The following is a 17,204-nucleotide window of genomic DNA, read 5'->3' as shown; positions in this document are numbered from 1 at the left end:
CGCAAGCAGTTCTCCGGCAGGCGCATGAAGGCTTGCCGAGGCGCTCTGGGTCGGCCCTTTAACACGGAAGGTGGCTTCACGGAAACGCGACAATGGCATGACCGCGCCAATTAAACGAAAGTCTGATGAGGCTGGAAATCAGCCGGAAAATGCGCCTTCAAGCAGCGACGATGACGCCTGGCAGGTGGCCGCGGAGCTGCCGCCGACCGCGCGGTAAATCGCCGCGTGCGGCCGTCCGGTCCGCTCTCAACCACCGGGTTACGGGAGCAATCAGCGCCGCGTCGTCGCCCGCGCCTTCTTGGCTTGATCAGCCAAATACCGCCCGCGCCGGATCCAGCTTTGCGCGGTTGTCTTGCTGACACCATACGTCTTGGCGATCACCTCGGCGGCCTCGCCGATCGAGTCGGATTTCTTGGCCATGTTGAACGCCAGCCGGGAGGCCTCTGCGCGCTTCTCCCGCGTCAGATGTTTGCGGTGCTGCTTGTTTGCTTCGCGTGATGCTGCCATGTCGATGGTCGCCTCACGGCCCCTTCCCGCAGTTTTGGCTTCACCCGTGGCCGCCTTCCGCTGATCGAAGGGTGGTACGATTCGGCCACTCCTGCATAAACATACAGGCCGGAACCGATTCAGCAATCGTCCAAAGGCCACGAGCCTGTGAAGAAAGCCCGCCGGGCTCCCGACGCTTCGCGACCAATCGGCCCAGCAGCGCAGGCTCAGGCTGCCGCGATGACGCCTTGCAGCTGCTCGCGGACCTTGCCGCCGATCGCGCGGTAGATCGCCGCGTGCGGGCCGTCCGGTTCGCTCTCGACCACCGGGTTGCCGGCATCGGAGGCGGTGCGGATCGCGATGTGCAGGGGGATTTCGCCGAGGAACGGCACCCCCAGCTTCTCGGCTTCGTGGCGGGCGCCGCCATGGCCGAAGATATCCGAGCGGGTGCCGCAATGCGGGCACTGGAAATAGCTCATGTTCTCGACGATGCCGAGCACCGGCACGTTGACCTTCTTGAACATCGCAAGCCCGCGCCGGGCGTCGATCAGCGAGAGGTCCTGCGGGGTCGAGACGATGACGGCGCCCTTGAGCGGGACATTCTGCGCCAGCGTGAGCTGGGCATCGCCGGTGCCGGGCGGCATGTCGACCACGAGCACGTCGAGCGTGCCCCAGGCGACGTCGCGCAGCATCTGGGTGATCGCCGACATCACCATCGGCCCGCGCCAGATCATCGCGGTGTCTTCCTCGACCAGGAAGCCGATCGACATGATCGACAGGCCGAAGCGCTGTAGCGGGACCATCTTCTTGTCGTCATTGAGCTGCGGCTTCTCGCGGATGCCGGTCAGCCGCGGCACCGACGGGCCGTAGATGTCGGCGTCAAGCAGCCCGACGCGCAGGCCGAGGTCGCGCAGACCGAGCGCGAGGTTGAGCGCCGTGGTCGATTTGCCGACGCCGCCCTTACCGGAGGCGACGGCGATGACGGCGGAGATGCCGGGGATCTCGGCCTGCCGGGCCATCGGCGATTGCCCGCCGGGCGGATGCGGATGACGATGGGCGGACGCCGGCGGGACGCCGCCGGCCGGCCGCGGCGCGGGCGCCGCACCGCCCGCCTTGCGCTCGGCGGTCAGCGCGATCATCGCGACGCTGACGCCGGGAATGGCGCGTACGGCGTTCTCGGCCTGCGCACGCACGCTCTCCCAGGCGCGCGCCTCCGCGGCGTCGACATTGATCGAGAAGAACACCTTGCCGTCGGTGACCGTGATCGCCGACAGCACATTGGCGTTGGTCAAGGCCGTGCCGCGTGGCGACATCACCTTGGCAAGGCAATCGAGAACCTGTTGCTGCGTCACGCTCACCGCGCATCTCCTGGAAAGTTCAAGAGACCGACCCATAGAGCGTTGCAGCGCAAAAGGCTACCTCGCTCCGACGTCGTCCCGCCGCTCGGCCGGCGCAGCCGAGCCGCCTTCCTTGGCGGCCTCGTAGTTCAGCTCGATCATGACCCCGTTCGGGTCGTTGACGAAGATCTGCCAGAGATCGCCGCCGGGAACCTGGCGCGAGTCGAATTCCATCCCCTTGGACTGAAGCCGCTGCCGCATCCCATCGAAGCCCTGGCTGGCAAAGGCGACGTGATGGACGACGCCCGAGTCAGGCTTTTGTGCCTCGTCGGTCGCCGAAATATCGACCAGATGCACGACCGCCTTGCCCTCGCTGTACATCCACGCACCGGGGAACGCGAAGTTCGGCCGCGCGCCCTTTTCCAGGCCCAGAATGTCCTCATAGAACCGCACCGTGGCGGAGAGATTCCGGGTCCGGATATTGAAATGATCGAGCACACCGACGCTCATGCCCATGCGAGACACTCCCTTTTTTGTGAAGTTCGTTGGTGGGCCGATCCTAGCACAAAACCGCCTTCTGCCATCCCACCAAGGCCGTTGCCCTCCGCTGCACAGGGGGTATGGTGCGGCTCCTTCCATGGACGGAATGCCCTGCCCGCCGCGAATTTGCCGGCAGGCGAAGGGCGATCACCACGGCAAATCACAAGGTAACAGATATGGCTAAAGTCGCTTTTCTCGGTCTCGGCGTGATGGGTTTCCCGATGGCGGGACACCTCGTGAAAAAAGGCGGCCATGAGGTCACCGTGTACAACCGGACCGCGGCGAAGGCGAAGGAATGGGCCGACAAGTTCGGCGGCAAGACGGCGCCGACCCCGAAGGCCGCCGCCGAAGGCCAGGATTTCGTGATGTGCTGCGTCGGCAACGACAACGACCTGCGCGCGGTCACGATCGGCCCCGACGGCGCCTTCGCCGGGATCCGGAAGGGCGCGACCTTCGTCGATCACACCACCGCCTCCGCCGAGGTCGCCCGCGAGCTCGATGCCGCCGCGACCAAGGCCGGCTTCAAATTCGTCGACGCGCCGGTGTCGGGCGGCCAGGCCGGCGCCGAGAACGGCGTGCTGACGGTGATGTGCGGCGGCACCGAAGACGCCTATGCGGGCGCCGAGCCGATCATCACCGGCGCTTACGCGCGGATGTGCAAATTGCTCGGCCCGGCCGGCGCCGGCCAGCTCACCAAGATGGTCAACCAGATCTGCATCGCAGGTCTGGTTCAGGGCCTGTCCGAGGGCATCCACTTCGCCAAGAAGAGCGGCCTCGACGTCGCCGCCGTGATCGAAACCATCTCCAAGGGCGCGGCGCAGTCCTGGCAGATGGAGAACCGCTACAAGACCATGAACGAGGGCAAGTACGATTTCGGCTTCGCGGTCGAGTGGATGCGCAAGGACCTCTCGATTGCGCTGGCGGAGGCCCGCCGCAACGGCGCCACCCTGCCCGCCACCGCGCTGGTCGACCAGTTCTATGCCGAGGTCGAGAAGATGGGCGGCAAGCGTTGGGACACGTCGAGCCTGCTGGCCCGTCTGCAGCGCTAGTTCCTCCTCGCATACGGCCATGGTGATCCGCGCCGGCGGGTCACCTGCCACGTGACCTCGTCGCCTATGTTTGCGGACGCCGGGGCGCGACCGGTGGCGATTGCGAGCCTCCATTCGCAACGGCGCGGCGCCCGTGCGCAAAAGTTAATTTAACTTCCCGTTTACGCTTTTCCTTAGCTCTTTAAGGCAACGCTTAATGATTTAGCGTCACAGATAGACAATGCAAAAAGCCCGCGCGGTTCGTGGGCAGGATTTGTGTTGTTGATGAGTAATCCCGCAGAAAAGCCTGAAGTTGTAGCGCTTCCGGCAGGACCTCAGGTGACGGCGCCGGTGAACAGCCGGCGCGTCGCCGCGCAGCGGGTGCGCGAGGCGCGGGATCGGTTAACGTCAACCAGTGGAACCCGCCCGGCGTTCGACGCCGAACTGCTCCGTCAATACGCCCAGACCCGGATCTCGGCGTCCTACGTCGTGATGCTGCTCGTGGTGGCAACCGGCGTGCTGTTTGGCCTCTGGATGAGGCCGATCGTGGCCGGCGCCTGGACGGTCGGCATCCTCTGCGTCCATCTCGCGATCATCCGCAGCTGCGCCCGCTTCCTCGCCGAGCCGACCTCGGTCGCGGTGACCCGCAAATGGCGGACCCGCTTCGTGCTGCTCGACCTGCTCTACGGGCTGTGCTGGACCGCGATCCTGATCCACCCCGCCGGGCGCGATCTCGCCTCCAACACGCTGATGATGTTTTTGATGCTGCTGGTGATCGCAGTCTCCAGCATGCTGGCCGCGAGCCTGCCGATCGCAGCCCTTGCGGCGACCGTTCCGGTAACAGTCGGGATCGCGCTCGACCTCGTGCTCAACGGCGCGTTCGACAATTACGTGCTGGCGCTGCTGGCGCTTGCGGCCGAAGGCTATTTTGCCCTGCTCGCGCACCGCCTGCATTCGACCACGCTGGCGACGCTGGAGGCCCGCGCCGAAAAGGATGCGCTGATCGGTGAGCTGGAACAGGCCAAGGCGATCTCCGACGAGGCGCGACACCGCGCCGAGTCCGCCAACGTCGCCAAGTCGCGCTTCCTCGCCCAGATGAGCCACGAACTGCGCACACCGCTCAATGCGATCCTCGGCTTCTCCGAGGTGATGAAGAGCGAGATTTTCGGCGCGCATACCGTGCCCGTGTACAAGGAATATTCCGCCGACATCCATAATTCCGGCGTGCACCTGCTCAATCTCATCAACGAGATACTCGACCTGTCGCGGATCGAGGCCGGCCGCTACGAGCTGAACGAAGAGGCCGTAGCGCTGGTGCATGTCGTTGCCGACTGCCACCATCTCCTGAAGCTGCGCGCCTCCAGCCGCGGCATCACCATCCACGAGGTGTTCGAGCACGGCATGCCCAGGATCTGGGGCGACGAGCGCGCCATCCGCCAGGTCGTGCTCAACCTGCTCTCCAACTCGATCAAGTTCACGCCGCAGGGCGGCGAAATCTGGCTGAAGGTCGGCTGGACGGCGTCGGGCGGGCAATATCTGAGCGTCAAGGACACCGGCAGCGGCATCGCCGAGGACGAGATCCCGGTCGTGCTGGCCTCCTTCGGCCAGGGCTCCAACTCGATCAAGTCGGCGGAACAGGGCGCGGGCCTTGGCCTGCCGATCGCGAAAAGCCTGATCGACATGCATGGCGGCACCTTCACGCTGAAGTCGAAGCTGCGCATCGGCACCGAGGTGATCGTCACCTTGCCACCGGAACGGGTGATGAGCGCGCTGGCGCCAATGACTGAAGAAGCGCCGCCGATGCAGCCGCCGGAGCCCGTCGAGCCCGCGATGGGCGCCGACCGGAAACGCGTGCGCCGCAAGTCGATCATGAGTGCCGGCACCGGATTGTAGAGCATGTCGCGGAAGATCGTGACGCGGTTATCGCCAGAGCCCTTTCCGTTTCGATGGATTCGGAACGGGGCTCCAGATTTTGGTTCTGACGCGTTCTCTTTACGCGAACCGGTATCCACTTCGCTCGAAAACGCTTTGGCAACAAACCCAAGGCGTTCGCGCCAGGACCATGCTCGCGACAAAATGCCGAGGCGTGATGCTGCATCCCATGTCAACCGGCTTGCACCGGCCGCCGAAACCGTTCAACACTTGAACAATGAGCTCAGAGACGCCGTGTATCGCAGTCTGCATGATGGACCCCAGGACGAAGCTCTGCTTCGGCTGTGGCCGCACGCTCCCGGAGATCGCGCGCTGGCACAGGATGGACCGCACGGAGCGGCTGTCGGTGATGGCGACGCTGCCGGCCCGCATGGCCGAGGCTGGGCTCGAGCGCATGGAGCCGCGTCCGAAGCGCGCGTGATCGCGGCGGGAGTTGCGCCGTGACCCGTATCCTCCTCGTCATCGTGCTGCTGATGGCAACCGCCGGCGCCGTCGTTGCCTATGGCGACCCCGAGCAGATCGCCCGCGCCAGGGAGAATCTGACCCAGATCTTCGGCCGCAGCATCACCGCCGCAGCCTCCAGCTCCGCCCCCGCGGTGCAGATCGCGCGCGGCCAGGGCGGCGAGTTCGCGTTCCGCGCCAAGATCAACGGCGTCAGCGCCCCGATGGTGATCGACACCGGCGCGACCTCGGTCGTGCTGACCTGGGAAACCGCGAAAGCGATCGGGCTGCCGATCGATATGCTCGAATACAATGTCGACCTCGAGACCGCCGGCGGTCACACCAAGGCGGCTCGGCTGACGCTCGACCGGCTAGCGGTCGGCAAGCTGGTCGAGAAATCGGTGCCGGCGCTGGTGGTGCAGCGCGGGCAGATGAAGACCAACCTGCTCGGCATGAGCTTCCTCGACCGGCTCGAGAGCTGGGGCGTTCGCGCCGACACGCTGAGCCTGACCGGCTACCCCGACGTCACCGGCAGCATCAACACCTCAAGTCGCCACCGGCGCCCGCGTACGGCCGTCGACTAGCGCGACGGCGCCTACTCCACCGCTACCGATCGTCGTCGTGAATCGACGACGGGTGCCGGCACAGCGGCGTGACCTGGATCTCCATGAACGGAAACAGCGGCAGGCTCGACAGGATGTCGTGCAATTCCTGCGCGCCGGACACGTCGAAGATACTGACATTGGCGTAGCGCCCCGCCACCCGCCACAGATGGCGCCAGGCCCCCGTACGCTGCAGCTCCATGGCGCGGACGCGTTCCGCCTGTTTCAGCGCGTCGACCTTCTCGACCGGGAGATCGTGCGGAATCCGCACATCCATTTCGACGTGGAACAGCATGACAAGTGAACCCCTTCTGCGACAAGATGGAACAGCGTGGAGCCGCCACGCAACTGTGGCGGCTCCATTGATCCGTCTAACAGATCGTCAGCCCTGCACCAGACCGCGGCTGACGAGGTTGATGTCGTCGGGGTTGACGAGGTCCTTCGCCGTCCAACCGGAGACGTCGTAGTCGCTCATGCAATTGCGGACGAAATCCTGCATGGCGCCAAGGTCGCCGGTGGCGCTCGCGGCCATCAGCGTCTCGACGCGCAGGTTCTCGTAATTGCCCGCATAGTTGCGCTCGTAGAGCTCATGCCGGCCGCCAAACTCGGAGCCGACCGCGTCCCAGAGCAGCTTCAGCAGCTTGATCCGGTCGATCGCGGCATAGCCGTTGGAACCGCGCACGAAGCGGTCGAGATAGGGCCGGATCGCCTCGCTCTCCAGATCGGCCGAACTCGACGGCAGATAGATCAGGCCGCTCGCGACATGGCTCTCGATCAACTCCTTGATCCGCGGATAGGCCATCGGTGCGAAGACGCGATAGGCCAGCCCGTAGTTCAGGTTCGGCAGATTGTAGCCCTCGGTCCCCTGCCAGGCGATCGGCGACTTCACCATCGCATCCGCAATGCCGTGGAACAGATTGCGCCAGGCGATCACCTCGCCCACCGCCGTCTGCACGCCGCGGAAGTCCTTCGACCCGGTCGCCTCGACCGCCATCGAGAACAGGCCGGCGATGAAGTCGAGCTTGACGGCAAGTCGCGTCACGCCGTGCAGCGTGAATCGCGGGATGAAGCCCGAGGCCGGGAAGAACTGATTGATCTTGTCGACATCGCCATAGATGAAGACGTTCTCCCAGGGCACCAGCACCTTGTCGAACACGAGGATCGAGTCGTTCTCGTCGAAGCGGCTGGACAGCGGATAGTCGAACGGCGAGCCGGTCGCCGCCGCCGTGAATTCGTAGGACGAGCGGGCAATCAGCTTGATGCCCTTGGCATCCATCGGCGCCGTGAAGATCAGCGCGAACGACTTATCCTTGATCGGAATACCGTAGTGGGCGATGAAGTTGTAGTGCGTCAGCGCCGAGCCGGTCGCGACCACCTTCGCGCCCGAAACGATCAGGCCGGCGTCTGTCTCCTTCTCGACATGCATGAAGACGTCGCGCACCTCCTCGATGGCGCGGTCGCGATCGATCGGCGGATTGACGATGGCATGATTCCAGAAGTCCAGACGCTCCTGGGTCCGGGCATACCACTTCTTCGCATTGCCGGCGTAATCGCCATAGAAGCTTGAATTCGCCCCCAGCGTGCCGAGGAACGACGCCTTGTAGTCCGGCGAGCGGCCCATCCAGCCGAACGCAACCTTCTGCAATTCGGCAATCGCATCGCGGCCCTTGACGAGGTCGTCGGCCGTCTTCGAGCCGAGGAAGAACGGATGGGTCAGCTGTCCCGAGCCGGTATCGGTCAGGACGCCGATCTGATCCTTCTTCTCATGGAAACGGTCGTACCAGCGCGCCACCATCCGCGCCGAATTGCGGAAGGCGGGATGCTGGGTGACGTTCTTGACGCGCTCGCCGTAGATGTAGATTTCCCGGCCGTCCTGGATGCTGTCCAGGAATTCCGCACCGGTATAGACGCTGGTGGTTGACGCTGGCACGTCGGCCCGCAGGGCTGCTGCTGTAGTCATGGGTTTCTCCTCCGCTTGTGTCGCTGGACCGGCGGCGTTGCCACACCGGCCTTAAGACCATCTCGTCACGCTCTTGGACGGCGTGACATCGGAGGAAACGCTACGCGCTCACCCGGAGCGGGCGAAAGGTATCACACCATACCGCGCAGACCGGCCCGGCTCGGGCTATGACTCGATGGCACGGACCGGACGGCAGGGATCTTTCGGCCGGCGCAAGCCGCAGCTGATGCAGCACGGCAAGGGAGCGAACCATGGGCAAGGGTTTTGACAGCAGCGCTGTCGCTTTCCATCGCGATGGGGAATTGGCCCTCGACGCCTGCGTCGTGACCATCGGCGCATTTGACGGCGTCCACTGCGGCCATCAGGAACTGCTGCGGCAGACCATCGCGGCAGCGCGGCGCCGCGGCATTGCAGCCGTGGTCTACACCTTCGATCCGCCGCCAAAAGTGTATTTCGGCCAGGCCGAGCCGCTGATTTCGCTTCGCGAAAAACTCGAGCGCATCGCAACATTCGCGCCTGACCACGTCGTCGTCGCCGATTTCAACCAGATCTACGTCCGGCGCACCGCGCTCGATTTCCTCGCCGAATTGCAGCTTCTGCGACCACGCGAAGTCATCGTTGGCGAGGATTTCCGCTTCGGGTCCTGCAAGGGCGGCACCGCGCTGCTGTTGCGGCAGCACTTCAACACCCGCATCCTGCCGCCAGTGCGCTGCGGCAATGGCGAGATCGTCTCCAGCAGCCGGATTCGCGCCTTGCGACGATCCGGCCTTGCCGCCACCGCGGCGACGCTGGAAAACTGGCGGGATATCGTGACCGCGCCACCGGCCAACCGATCCGGTTTGGCCCAACTCGAGGTCGCAAGCCAATGACCGCCATCGATCCGCGAGAGTTGCGCAACGCCTGTGGCCAGTTCGGCACCGGCGTCACCATCATCACCACGCATTGCCAGGGCCGCGATCACGGCATGACGGCCAACGCCTTCATGTCGGTCTCGCTCGATCCGCCGCTGGTCGCGATCTCGATCGCGAAGAGCGCGAAGATGCTGTGCAACATCCAGAACACCGGCCGCTTTGCGGTCAGCATCCTCGCCGAGGGCATGGAGGATTTCGCCTGGCATTTCGCCGGCAAGCCAAGGCTCGACCTCTGCAACGTCTTCGAACGCCGCAACGACCTGCCTGTGATCGCCAACGCGGCGGCATACTTCGTGACCGATCTCGCCGATGAGATCGTCGCTGGAGACCACACGATCTTCCTTGGCCACGTCCGCGAGATGTCGCTGGAGCCCAGCAAGAAGCCGCTGCTGTTCTTCCGCGGCCGCTTCGGCGGCCTTGCCGATCCGCACCCCGCGCCCGCGACGCTGGAGAATGCCGCTTACGAATTTGTCTGGTGAGACCAGCAACCGATATTCCCGAAAAAACGGGGATGCAAGTTTGAGCAAACTGCAAGAAAAGGAGGAACGACCATGCTGAACGTCAACAAGGACACCATCACCGACCACGTGATCGCCGCGCTCTCCAAGGACATTCCGGATCGCAACCGGCAGATCATGACGAGCCTGATCCGCCACATGCACGACTTCTGCAAGGAGGTGGACCTGACCTTCGCCGAGTGGTTCGCCGCATGCGAATTCCTGCGCCGTGCCGGCGACATCTCGGACGAGAAGCGCAACGAGTTCATCCTGATCGCCGACATCCTCGGCGTCGAGGTGCTGGTCGACATGCTCGATCACCGGGTCACCGACGGCGAGAGCGAGTCGACCGTGCTCGGACCGTTCTACCGGGAAAACCCGCCGGTGCTGCCCAAGGGCGCCTCCATCATCAAGAAGACGTTCGACAACGCGCAGACCGTCAAGGTCTCAGGGCGCATCAGCGACACCGCGGGGCGGCTGATCGAGGGCGTCACGATCGACGTCTGGGAAGACGCGCCGAACGGCCTCTACGACCTGCAGGATCCGGAACAGCCGGCCTACAATCTGCGCGGACGCTTCACGACCGACGCCAACGGCGAGTATGCCTTCGTGGCGCTCCGCCCCGAGCCCTATCCGATCCCCTATGACGGCGCCGGCGGCGAGCTGCTGAAATATATGGGCCACCATCCCTGGCGTCCGGGCCACATCCACTTCATGCTTTCGAAGGACGGCTATCAATCGCTGATCTCGCAGATCTACGATTCCGAGACCAAGTATCTCGACAACGACTCGGTGTTCGCCGTGAAGCAGAGCCTGATCGGCAGGTTCGCCAAGGCCCCCGCCGGCGCCGACACCGATCTGGTTCTCAACTTCGACTTCAAGCTCAAGAAAGCCGCCGCCGAACGGCTCGTCGCGGCCGAGTAAGACCCGTTACGTCCTGCCAGGCCCATCAGCCTGGCAGGGCTCACTCTGAACTGACCTGCGAGGACATATGAGTCGTGCCGTGATCGAAATCGCCGAGCCCGTGGAGCGCGTGCAGGCTCACGCAAAGGACACTGCAATCCGCAGCATCCGCGCGACCATCGTGGAGGCACCGACCCGCCGCCGGCACAAGCTCTCGAACACGGAAGTCACCCATCAGGGCTACGTGCTGGTGCGCGTCCTGCTCGATAACGGCGTGACGGGCATCGGCGAAGCCTCGACGCTCGGCGGGCCGCGCTGGGCCGAGGAGAGCGTGGAGTCGATCAAGGCCGCGGTCACGAATTATCTGGCGCCGGCGCTGCTTGGACAGCCTGCCCTCGCCTTCGAAGCCAATGCCTTGCGCATGAGCAAGGCCGCCACCCGCAATTTCGCCGCCAAGGGCGCCATCGAGTCCGCCCTGCTTGACGCCGCAGGCAAGACGCTGGGCCTGCCCGCCAGCGCGCTGCTCGGCGGCGCGGTGCGCGAACGCATGGAGGTGATCTGGGCGCTGGCGTCGGGCGACAGCGGCCAGGAGGTGGAAGAAGCGAAAGAGAAGCTGCGACGCCGCGAACACCGCCAGTTCAAGATCAAGTTCGGCTTCAACCGGCCGCAGGTCGATCTGAAGCGGCTGCAAGCGCTGCGCGCCGGCCTCGGCGACGAGGTGCGCCTGATCGTCGATGTCAACCAGGGCTGGACCGAGGCCGAATGCATCCGCTTCATGCCCGCGCTGGAGGAGCTGGATGTTGCCCTGATCGAACAACCGGTGTCGGCGCTGCAACTGGAAGCGATGGCGCGGGTCGCGGCCCGCACTTCGATCCCGTTGCTGGTGGACGAAGCGGCTTTCACCAAGGAGGAAATCGCGCGCGCGGGCGCGATGGGCTGCGGCAGCGTCTACTCGCTGAAGCTCGTCAAGAGCGGCGGCCTGTTCGAGATGAAGCGCGCCGCTGCGGTCGCGGCCGCGCACGGGCTCGAGCTCTATGGCGGCTGCCTGCTGGAGAGCAGCATCGGCGCGGCGGCGCATCTCGCCGCCTTCGCCACCCTGCCCAGGCTCGAATGGGGCACCGAACATTTCGGTCCGCGAATCCTGGTGGAGGATCTGGTCGTCAACCCGATCAGATTCGACGAGTTCGAGATCTGCGTCCCTGATGGCCCCGGTCTCGGCGTAGAGGTCGACGAGGACAAGATCCGCACCTTCGCCCGGAAGGACTAGCCGGATGGCGTCGTTCCCGCGGACAATTGACAATCCACGGACCCACGCCCAGTCTTCGCGTCGGAACCATCGTCTCGATCGTGCGCACATGACCACGCGATATCAAACCCGGCAGGATTTTTCCGCCGCTTCCGCGGAAGCGCGCGAGCAAGCGTTCGGCTAGCCGTGACCGATCGCGACGATGTCATGGATCTCAGGCGGCTGGTCTATTTCGTCGCCGTCGCCGAAGAACTGCATTTCGGCCGTGCCGCATCGCGGCTCGCGATCGCGCAGCCGCCGCTCAGCCGGCAGATTGCGCAACTCGAGAGCGATCTCGGCGTCATGCTGATCGACCGGAGCCGCAGCCAGATCCGGCTGACCCAGGCCGGCAGCGTTCTTCTGGAACGTGCGCGCGACGTGCTGGAGCGGCTCGACCGCACGCACCGCGAGATCAAGCGGATCGGCGAAGGCTTTTCCGGGCACCTGCGCGTCGCCTTCGTCGGATCGGCGACCTATGGCGTGCTGCCGAGCGTGATCCAGGCGTTTCGTTCGGCCTATCCTGACGTCGAGCTCGCGCTGTCGGCGATGAACAACGCCGAGCAGAAGCGCGCGGTAATCCAGCGCGAGATCGATATCGCCATCGCCCGCCCCTCGCTCGACGACGAGGAGCTGAAGTCCGAGCCGCTGCTGCAGGAGCCGCTGATTCTCGCGCTCTCAGACACTTCGCCCTTGCTCGATCAAAAGGTCCCGCGGCTGGCGGCGCTGAAGGCCGAGACGTTCGTCCTCTACCCGCGCAAGCCGCGCCCGAGCTTCGCCGACCACATCCTCAATATCTGCCTCGAAGAAGGCTTCATTCCGAAATCGCAGGTGCTGGCCCAGGACTATCAGACCGCGATCAGCCTGGTGTCGGTCGGCGTCGGCATCGCGCTCGTGCCGAAATCGGTCTCGGAGGCGGAGCGGCCCGGCGTCGCCTACCGCGCCTATGAGGGACACAATCCAGGCACTGCGCTGTCGCTGAACTACCGGCGCGACAACCGGATGCCGCATCTGTTCAATTTCCTGAAGGTCGCACAAGACGTCACGCGGCGTCAGCGCAAGCCATAACGATCGCCCTCAGGCCGCGACCGCCGCCGGCGTGCGATCGTCGACGCATGCGATCGCCTCGCGCAGCACATCGATGTCAGCCCCCGGCCGAACGCCGTTCTCCGCGAGGTGCCTGCGGAACGCACGCGCGCCCGGGACGCCATGGAAGGCGCCGACGAAATGCCGCGTGATCGAATGCAGCCGCGTGCCTTCGGCAAGCTGCCGCTCGATATAGGGCAGCATCGCCGCGAACACGTCCTTCATCGTCACGTGCGGCGCAGTCTCGCCGAACAGCTCGGAATCGACCGTGAGCAGCCGCCAAGGCTCCTGATAGGCCGCCCGCCCCAGCATCACGCCATCGACATGCTTCAGATGCTGCTTTGCCTCGGCAAGGCTGGTGATGCCGCCATTGATGATGATGGGCACGTGCGGCAGCGCCGCCTTGAGGCGATAGACCCGATCGTAGTCGAGCGGCGGGATGTCGCGGTTCTCCTTCGGCGACAATCCGTTGAGCCAGGCCTTGCGCGCGTGCACGACGAGCGCGGCCGCGCCCGCGGCAATCACCCCGCGCGCCAGCGTATCGAGCGCGACTTCCGGATCCTGGTCGTCGATGCCGATCCGGCATTTCACCGTGACGGGAATCCGCACCGCACGCTTCATCGCCGCAACGCCTTCGGCGACCAGCGCCGGTTCGGCCATCAGGCAGGCGCCGAAGCGGCCATCCTTCACCCGATCGGAGGGACAGCCGACATTGAGATTGATCTCGTCGTAACCGAACTGCTCGCCGATCTCTGCGGCCGTCGCGAGATCGCGCGGGTCGGAACCGCCGAGCTGCAGCGCCACCGGATGCTCGCTGGCATCGAAGCCGAGCAGCCGGGCCCGGTCGCCGTGGATGATGGCGCCGGTCGTCAGCATCTCCGTATAAAGCCGCGCCCGCCGCGACATCAGCCGATGGAAGACGCGGCAATGCCGGTCGGTCCAGTCCATCATGGGGGCCACAGAAAAGCGATAGTCTTGCGATTTCAATTATTTACCTTACGCTTCAACAGGATGAACCATGAACATGTGCACTCCAAACTAGCCGAAATTGCACACGTTTGTACCCGTTTTGACCCGTCAGTGCACACGTAGCGCACACGAAATAAGGAGTGCACACGGCCGTGGCCAGCTTCATTCAGCTGCCTTCCGGGAACTGGCGGGTCCAAGTCCGCCGCAAGAACCGCTACGTGGCAGAGACCTTTCGCCGCCGCAAGGACGGTGAGGACTGGGCGCTCGAAATGGAGCGCAGCATTGATCGCAGCGGGTCCCCCAAGCCGCCCGCTGCCGTCAAGGCTAAAACGTTCGGCGACATCATCGATCTGCATATTGAGGACATGCACGAAGTCGGCCGCCCTCCCCCGCCGATCCAAGGCGGCCGTCTTGGAGGCGCTTAAGGAGGATCTCGGATTGACGAAGCTTCCCCGGCTCGATCGTGCACGGCTGATCGAGTACGGCAGGAAGCGAGCGAAGGAAGGTGCCGGCCCTGCCACCCTCGCAATCGATATGTCGTTTATCCGGACCGTCGCGACGCATGCAGCGGCCGTTCATGGCATCGAAGTGTCCGCCGAAGAAGTTCGCCTGGCCCGCTTCGCACTGAAACACCTAGGTCTCGTCGGAAAGTCAGATGAGCGAGACCGGCGCCCAACTCAAGATGAGCTCGACGAGCTCATCCAATACTTCGACACCAATCCTCGACAGGTCATCCCGATGGGGCGCATCGTCCGATACGCTGTTGCGACCACGATGAGGCAAGAGGAAATTTGCCGGCCTGACTGGCCGCATGTCGATATGAAGAAGAGAATTCTCACGATCATCGATCGCAAGGATCCGAGAAAGAAAGACGGTAACGATCAGAAAGTCCCACTCCTCAATCTGACCGGCTACGACGCTTGGGAGATTCTGCTCCAACAGCGGATCATCACCCGGGGCCAGGGTCGGGTAAGCCCCTCATCCGGGCGCGATCTTCGAACAGCTCGTGCGGCATCAAGTCGTGGTTGGTACCCCACGCATACAGCATAACTGAACGAAAGAGCGGTCCCTCGGCCCACGCCGCGACGGCATTGGCAATACCGGTTTGCCCGGAAGGAAACAGGCTCGGTTGCGGGTACCGCCTTTCAAGCTCCCGAAGAATCAACGGGTGTCGCAGTAAATGTCCGCACCAATCTGCAGGACGGGCGCCCGGCGATAACCGCCAGTCAAAGCCGTCAGATCCGGCTTCGGTATCACGGGCGGAACGATTACGCTCGACCATTCCAGGGATTTGTAGCCCAGAGCTACGCGAACCTTTTCCGAATAGTTCGAGAAGTCGTAGTGGTGCAGGATCAATCCGGACATAGACACCCTTACCTTACCGCTCCGTGCATCGGAGCAATCCAAGTGTAAGCCGTGTCCTCGGGGCCGCAATGCATTCCGACCCGTTGGAAACGTGACCGGAGCGGATAAGGAGGCGGCCATCGTCGAACCGAACGGGAAGAACCCTCCAGCTTCCTCACCAATGGCGTCCTCCGTTGCTGGCCTCCTCCAGGCATGGCAGGCTGCCGTAATTGGTGATCAGGGGGACACATGAACCGGCTTCAGAAATTCGTTGAGCAAGGAACTGAAGGTCCCGGCCGGACGGCCTACGCCCTGGATCCTGCGAAGCTGCCCCTACCAAACGCAGGCTTCGAATGGCGCGTGGCGAAGGACTTCAGACCCGGCGAAGCCATATTGGCCGATCAACGCCTGAAGCCCCTGTTTCAGCGCGCGCTTGAACATGGCGTCGCGCTGGTGTCGGCAATTGATTGACGAGGAGGTCACGATGGCCGGACGGGCGAGCCCAGCGCCGGCAAATCTGCCCGATCCCAATCGGCATCGTCCGGCTGAATGACGACACGCCGCTCGTAGTGATCGGCCAGCTGCAACAAGCGCTTCTTGATGAAGGGATCAGCTTGCTCGGCAAGCGCCCGCACAGTCCGCGCTCTCTCTTTGCAAAACTCGTCGTCCATGGTGTCCCGCTGAAATTACAGCCGGATAGTGCGAGTCAGGCAGGGTCGCGTGTGAAGCAGATTACATCGCCAAGGGTTTTCAACGCAATTTACGCGCATCCCGGGAGGAGTTCGTCACGCAACGAACGAGACACCAACCCAGTCGCCCTCGCGCCAAACAACGTTGCACGAGTAAGTTTTGCTCGGCGGAACGATAAGCGTGAATTGATCAGGAACGGGGGATGGCGGATCTTCTGCCTTGAGCGCTGCACCACGCTCTGTGACATCGCGCACGACACAGCACAATGACAACTCACGAAATCTGATCAACGCATTGTCCAGCGATGGATTTCGCACAGACTTTCGTCTGTCCGGAAGAGCAATCATGTCCGTGCCCATCAATAACTAATGCAAATAAGATTCATGCTGCGCGAGAAATGTTGCGTTTCTCCTAACGACGAAGTCAGCCAAAGCGCTTCACGCTGTACGCCGATTCGATCGACTTTTCCCTCGGCGGCGCCGCGAACCACTGCGACGGTGCCTGCGAGGAGGATCAGACAGTTTCGTCGCATTTGTTGAAGCGGACTCGCTCGTTGGCGGATCGTCGACTGGGCGAAGCGGCGACCTTCGAACAGCGACCGCTGTCTGAAGGGCACCGAGGAATTGCCGCCCCTCTTCCGTGATCTCCCAACCGTCCGCATCGCGAAGCACAAATCTGGCCGAGAAGATGTTCAGACCAGGTGCTTGTTCGGCCAATCGCTTCATGCGATCGGTCCAATCCTTGCCGCTGTTCATCAGTATTTCGACCGCATGCCGGATTTCGGCGACAGAGGCTCGCCCGGCGGGCTGACCGGCCAGCACTTTCAAGACGGTCAGCTGGAAGGACAACTTCCACGTCTCCGGTGAGGCTGGATGTAAAGTCTCGGCGAGACCGGTTAACCGCCGATCAAAGATTGCAATTACCGAATGCCTAATGGGCGCAATGGATCGGGCACGACCTGAAGGTGTAATGACGTCGCGAGATTAACCTGAACTAGAATGGCTTGGTTCGAGCAGCGAGGTTCCAGATTTAACCTTTCCGCCCGACATCAAGCTTAACCGGCGAGTTCGATTGCTTCGATCAAGAAACGATCAGAGATTGAAGCACCGGATTTTGCCCTCCATCCGGATCCACCATGGCGAAGCCGTCACGTCAGGATATTCGGCGCGTCGGCTTCGTCTACACGGACGATCGAC

At 63.6% G+C, this 17,204-nt stretch carries 21 protein-coding genes; 12 read left to right on the top strand and 9 right to left on the bottom strand.

The window, feature by feature from the left end:
- Window positions 1-270 precede the first annotated feature (270 nt).
- The 3 genes from ACVIHF_RS10280 to ACVIHF_RS10270 form a co-directional block, all read right to left on the bottom strand.
- Window positions 271-420, bottom strand: coding sequence for a hypothetical protein (locus tag ACVIHF_RS10280; RefSeq protein WP_229160782.1), 150 nt, complete (start codon window positions 418-420; stop codon window positions 271-273).
- A 293-nt stretch (window positions 421-713) separates the two neighbouring features.
- Complete coding sequence (locus tag ACVIHF_RS10275) at window positions 714-1,844, bottom strand: Mrp/NBP35 family ATP-binding protein (protein ID WP_456780882.1); 1,131 nt, start codon at window positions 1,842-1,844, stop codon at window positions 714-716.
- Between the two features lie 57 nt (window positions 1,845-1,901).
- Window positions 1,902-2,339: a VOC family protein gene (locus tag ACVIHF_RS10270; RefSeq protein ID WP_016843272.1), complete on the bottom strand. Its 438-nt coding sequence runs from the start codon at window positions 2,337-2,339 to the stop codon at window positions 1,902-1,904.
- A 200-nt stretch (window positions 2,340-2,539) separates the two neighbouring features.
- On the opposite strand from ACVIHF_RS10270, the gene ACVIHF_RS10265 reads away from it, so the two are divergent.
- The 4 genes from ACVIHF_RS10265 to ACVIHF_RS10250 all read left to right on the top strand — a co-directional run bounded on the left by ACVIHF_RS10265 (window position 2,540) and on the right by ACVIHF_RS10250 (window position 6,348).
- Complete coding sequence (locus tag ACVIHF_RS10265; protein WP_253609185.1) at window positions 2,540-3,412, top strand: NAD(P)-dependent oxidoreductase; 873 nt, start codon at window positions 2,540-2,542, stop codon at window positions 3,410-3,412.
- A 264-nt stretch (window positions 3,413-3,676) separates the two neighbouring features.
- Window positions 3,677-5,284, top strand: coding sequence for a sensor histidine kinase (locus ACVIHF_RS10260; RefSeq protein ID WP_253609186.1), 1,608 nt, complete (start codon window positions 3,677-3,679; stop codon window positions 5,282-5,284).
- A 256-nt stretch (window positions 5,285-5,540) separates the two neighbouring features.
- Complete coding sequence (locus tag ACVIHF_RS10255) at window positions 5,541-5,744, top strand: DUF1289 domain-containing protein (protein WP_253609187.1); 204 nt, start codon at window positions 5,541-5,543, stop codon at window positions 5,742-5,744.
- Window positions 5,745-5,763: 19 nt separating this feature from the next.
- Window positions 5,764-6,348 carry a TIGR02281 family clan AA aspartic protease gene (locus tag ACVIHF_RS10250; protein ID WP_456791996.1) on the top strand — a complete coding sequence of 195 codons (585 nt, stop codon included), beginning with the start codon at window positions 5,764-5,766 and terminating at the stop codon, window positions 6,346-6,348.
- 22 nt (window positions 6,349-6,370) lie between these two features.
- On the opposite strand, the gene catC is transcribed toward ACVIHF_RS10250, so the two are convergent.
- Complete coding sequence (gene catC / locus ACVIHF_RS10245) at window positions 6,371-6,661, bottom strand: muconolactone Delta-isomerase (protein WP_253587165.1); 291 nt, start codon at window positions 6,659-6,661, stop codon at window positions 6,371-6,373.
- An 87-nt stretch (window positions 6,662-6,748) separates the two neighbouring features.
- Window positions 6,749-8,326, bottom strand: a complete 1,578-nt coding sequence (locus ACVIHF_RS10240) for a 4-hydroxyphenylacetate 3-hydroxylase N-terminal domain-containing protein (protein ID WP_456780883.1) — start codon at window positions 8,324-8,326, stop codon at window positions 6,749-6,751.
- 251 nt (window positions 8,327-8,577) lie between these two features.
- Between ACVIHF_RS10240 and ACVIHF_RS10235 the strand changes: the two genes are divergently transcribed.
- From ACVIHF_RS10235 to ACVIHF_RS10215, 5 genes are all read left to right on the top strand, one after another.
- Window positions 8,578-9,195 (top strand): FAD synthetase family protein, encoded by a 618-nt coding sequence (locus ACVIHF_RS10235; RefSeq protein ID WP_253609190.1) that lies wholly within the window; start codon window positions 8,578-8,580, stop codon window positions 9,193-9,195.
- Complete coding sequence (locus ACVIHF_RS10230) at window positions 9,192-9,716, top strand: flavin reductase family protein (RefSeq protein ID WP_076826430.1); 525 nt, start codon at window positions 9,192-9,194, stop codon at window positions 9,714-9,716. The genes ACVIHF_RS10235 and ACVIHF_RS10230 overlap by 4 nt, the downstream gene beginning before the upstream one ends.
- A 72-nt stretch (window positions 9,717-9,788) precedes the next feature.
- Window positions 9,789-10,658, top strand: coding sequence for a dioxygenase family protein (locus tag ACVIHF_RS10225; protein ID WP_456791995.1), 870 nt, complete (start codon window positions 9,789-9,791; stop codon window positions 10,656-10,658).
- Window positions 10,659-10,725: 67 nt separating this feature from the next.
- Entirely contained in the window at window positions 10,726-11,904 is a 1,179-nt protein-coding gene (locus ACVIHF_RS10220) for a muconate/chloromuconate family cycloisomerase (RefSeq protein ID WP_456791994.1), read from the top strand.
- A gap of 165 nt (window positions 11,905-12,069) precedes the next feature.
- Window positions 12,070-12,987, top strand: coding sequence for a LysR family transcriptional regulator (locus tag ACVIHF_RS10215; protein WP_225162295.1), 918 nt, complete (start codon window positions 12,070-12,072; stop codon window positions 12,985-12,987).
- Between the two features lie 9 nt (window positions 12,988-12,996).
- On the opposite strand, the gene dusA is transcribed toward ACVIHF_RS10215, so the two are convergent.
- On the bottom strand, window positions 12,997-13,992 hold the full coding sequence (gene dusA, locus ACVIHF_RS10210; protein WP_456780885.1) for a tRNA dihydrouridine(20/20a) synthase DusA: 996 nt from the start codon (window positions 13,990-13,992) through the stop codon (window positions 12,997-12,999).
- A 134-nt stretch (window positions 13,993-14,126) separates the two neighbouring features.
- Here dusA and ACVIHF_RS10205 point away from each other — a divergent pair, with 134 nt between their 5' ends.
- Window positions 14,127-14,399, top strand: a complete 273-nt coding sequence (locus tag ACVIHF_RS10205) for a hypothetical protein (RefSeq protein ID WP_456791993.1) — start codon at window positions 14,127-14,129, stop codon at window positions 14,397-14,399.
- 13 nt (window positions 14,400-14,412) lie between these two features.
- Window positions 14,413-15,024 carry a tyrosine-type recombinase/integrase gene (locus ACVIHF_RS10200; protein ID WP_456791992.1) on the top strand — a complete coding sequence of 204 codons (612 nt, stop codon included), beginning with the start codon at window positions 14,413-14,415 and terminating at the stop codon, window positions 15,022-15,024.
- Between the two features lie 111 nt (window positions 15,025-15,135).
- Here ACVIHF_RS10200 and ACVIHF_RS10195 read toward each other — a convergent pair whose 3' ends face one another.
- Complete coding sequence (locus tag ACVIHF_RS10195; RefSeq protein WP_456791991.1) at window positions 15,136-15,339, bottom strand: glutathione S-transferase N-terminal domain-containing protein; 204 nt, start codon at window positions 15,337-15,339, stop codon at window positions 15,136-15,138.
- Window positions 15,340-15,567: 228 nt separating this feature from the next.
- Here ACVIHF_RS10195 and ACVIHF_RS10190 point away from each other — a divergent pair, with 228 nt between their 5' ends.
- The gene (locus tag ACVIHF_RS10190) at window positions 15,568-15,789 is read left to right on the top strand and encodes a hypothetical protein (protein ID WP_456780888.1); all 222 of its coding nucleotides are present in this window, start codon (window positions 15,568-15,570) and stop codon (window positions 15,787-15,789) included.
- 8 nt (window positions 15,790-15,797) lie between these two features.
- Here the strand turns inward: ACVIHF_RS10190 and ACVIHF_RS10185 are convergent, their stop codons facing one another.
- A complete protein-coding gene (locus tag ACVIHF_RS10185; RefSeq protein WP_253609201.1) occupies window positions 15,798-15,989 on the bottom strand; it encodes a hypothetical protein in 192 nt (63 codons plus the stop codon).
- Between the two features lie 114 nt (window positions 15,990-16,103).
- Window positions 16,104-16,355, bottom strand: coding sequence for a PilZ domain-containing protein (locus ACVIHF_RS10180; RefSeq protein ID WP_375167295.1), 252 nt, complete (start codon window positions 16,353-16,355; stop codon window positions 16,104-16,106).
- Window positions 16,356-17,204 lie beyond the last annotated feature (849 nt).

It is taken from the genome of Bradyrhizobium sp. USDA 4506 (genome assembly GCF_054058795.1).
Note: the sequence above shows the minus strand (reverse complement) of the source record. Positions and strands in the feature narration are given on the sequence as shown.

Coding starts and splice junctions, on each gene's coding strand:
- ACVIHF_RS10280 (WP_229160782.1), bottom strand. CDS start 420: ATGGCCAAGAAATCCGACTCGATCGGCGAGGCCGCCGAGGTGATCGCC.
- ACVIHF_RS10270 (WP_016843272.1), bottom strand. CDS start 2,339: ATGGGCATGAGCGTCGGTGTGCTCGATCATTTCAATATCCGGACCCGG.
- ACVIHF_RS10265 (WP_253609185.1), top strand. CDS start 2,540: ATGGCTAAAGTCGCTTTTCTCGGTCTCGGCGTGATGGGTTTCCCGATG.
- ACVIHF_RS10260 (WP_253609186.1), top strand. CDS start 3,677: ATGAGTAATCCCGCAGAAAAGCCTGAAGTTGTAGCGCTTCCGGCAGGA.
- ACVIHF_RS10255 (WP_253609187.1), top strand. CDS start 5,541: ATGAGCTCAGAGACGCCGTGTATCGCAGTCTGCATGATGGACCCCAGG.
- catC (WP_253587165.1), bottom strand. CDS start 6,661: ATGCTGTTCCACGTCGAAATGGATGTGCGGATTCCGCACGATCTCCCG.
- ACVIHF_RS10240 (WP_456780883.1), bottom strand. CDS start 8,326: ATGACTACAGCAGCAGCCCTGCGGGCCGACGTGCCAGCGTCAACCACC.
- ACVIHF_RS10235 (WP_253609190.1), top strand. CDS start 8,578: ATGGGCAAGGGTTTTGACAGCAGCGCTGTCGCTTTCCATCGCGATGGG.
- ACVIHF_RS10230 (WP_076826430.1), top strand. CDS start 9,192: ATGACCGCCATCGATCCGCGAGAGTTGCGCAACGCCTGTGGCCAGTTC.
- ACVIHF_RS10225 (WP_456791995.1), top strand. CDS start 9,789: ATGCTGAACGTCAACAAGGACACCATCACCGACCACGTGATCGCCGCG.
- ACVIHF_RS10220 (WP_456791994.1), top strand. CDS start 10,726: ATGAGTCGTGCCGTGATCGAAATCGCCGAGCCCGTGGAGCGCGTGCAG.
- ACVIHF_RS10195 (WP_456791991.1), bottom strand. CDS start 15,339: ATGTCCGGATTGATCCTGCACCACTACGACTTCTCGAACTATTCGGAA.
- ACVIHF_RS10190 (WP_456780888.1), top strand. CDS start 15,568: ATGAACCGGCTTCAGAAATTCGTTGAGCAAGGAACTGAAGGTCCCGGC.
- ACVIHF_RS10185 (WP_253609201.1), bottom strand. CDS start 15,989: ATGGACGACGAGTTTTGCAAAGAGAGAGCGCGGACTGTGCGGGCGCTT.
- ACVIHF_RS10180 (WP_375167295.1), bottom strand. CDS start 16,355: ATGATTGCTCTTCCGGACAGACGAAAGTCTGTGCGAAATCCATCGCTG.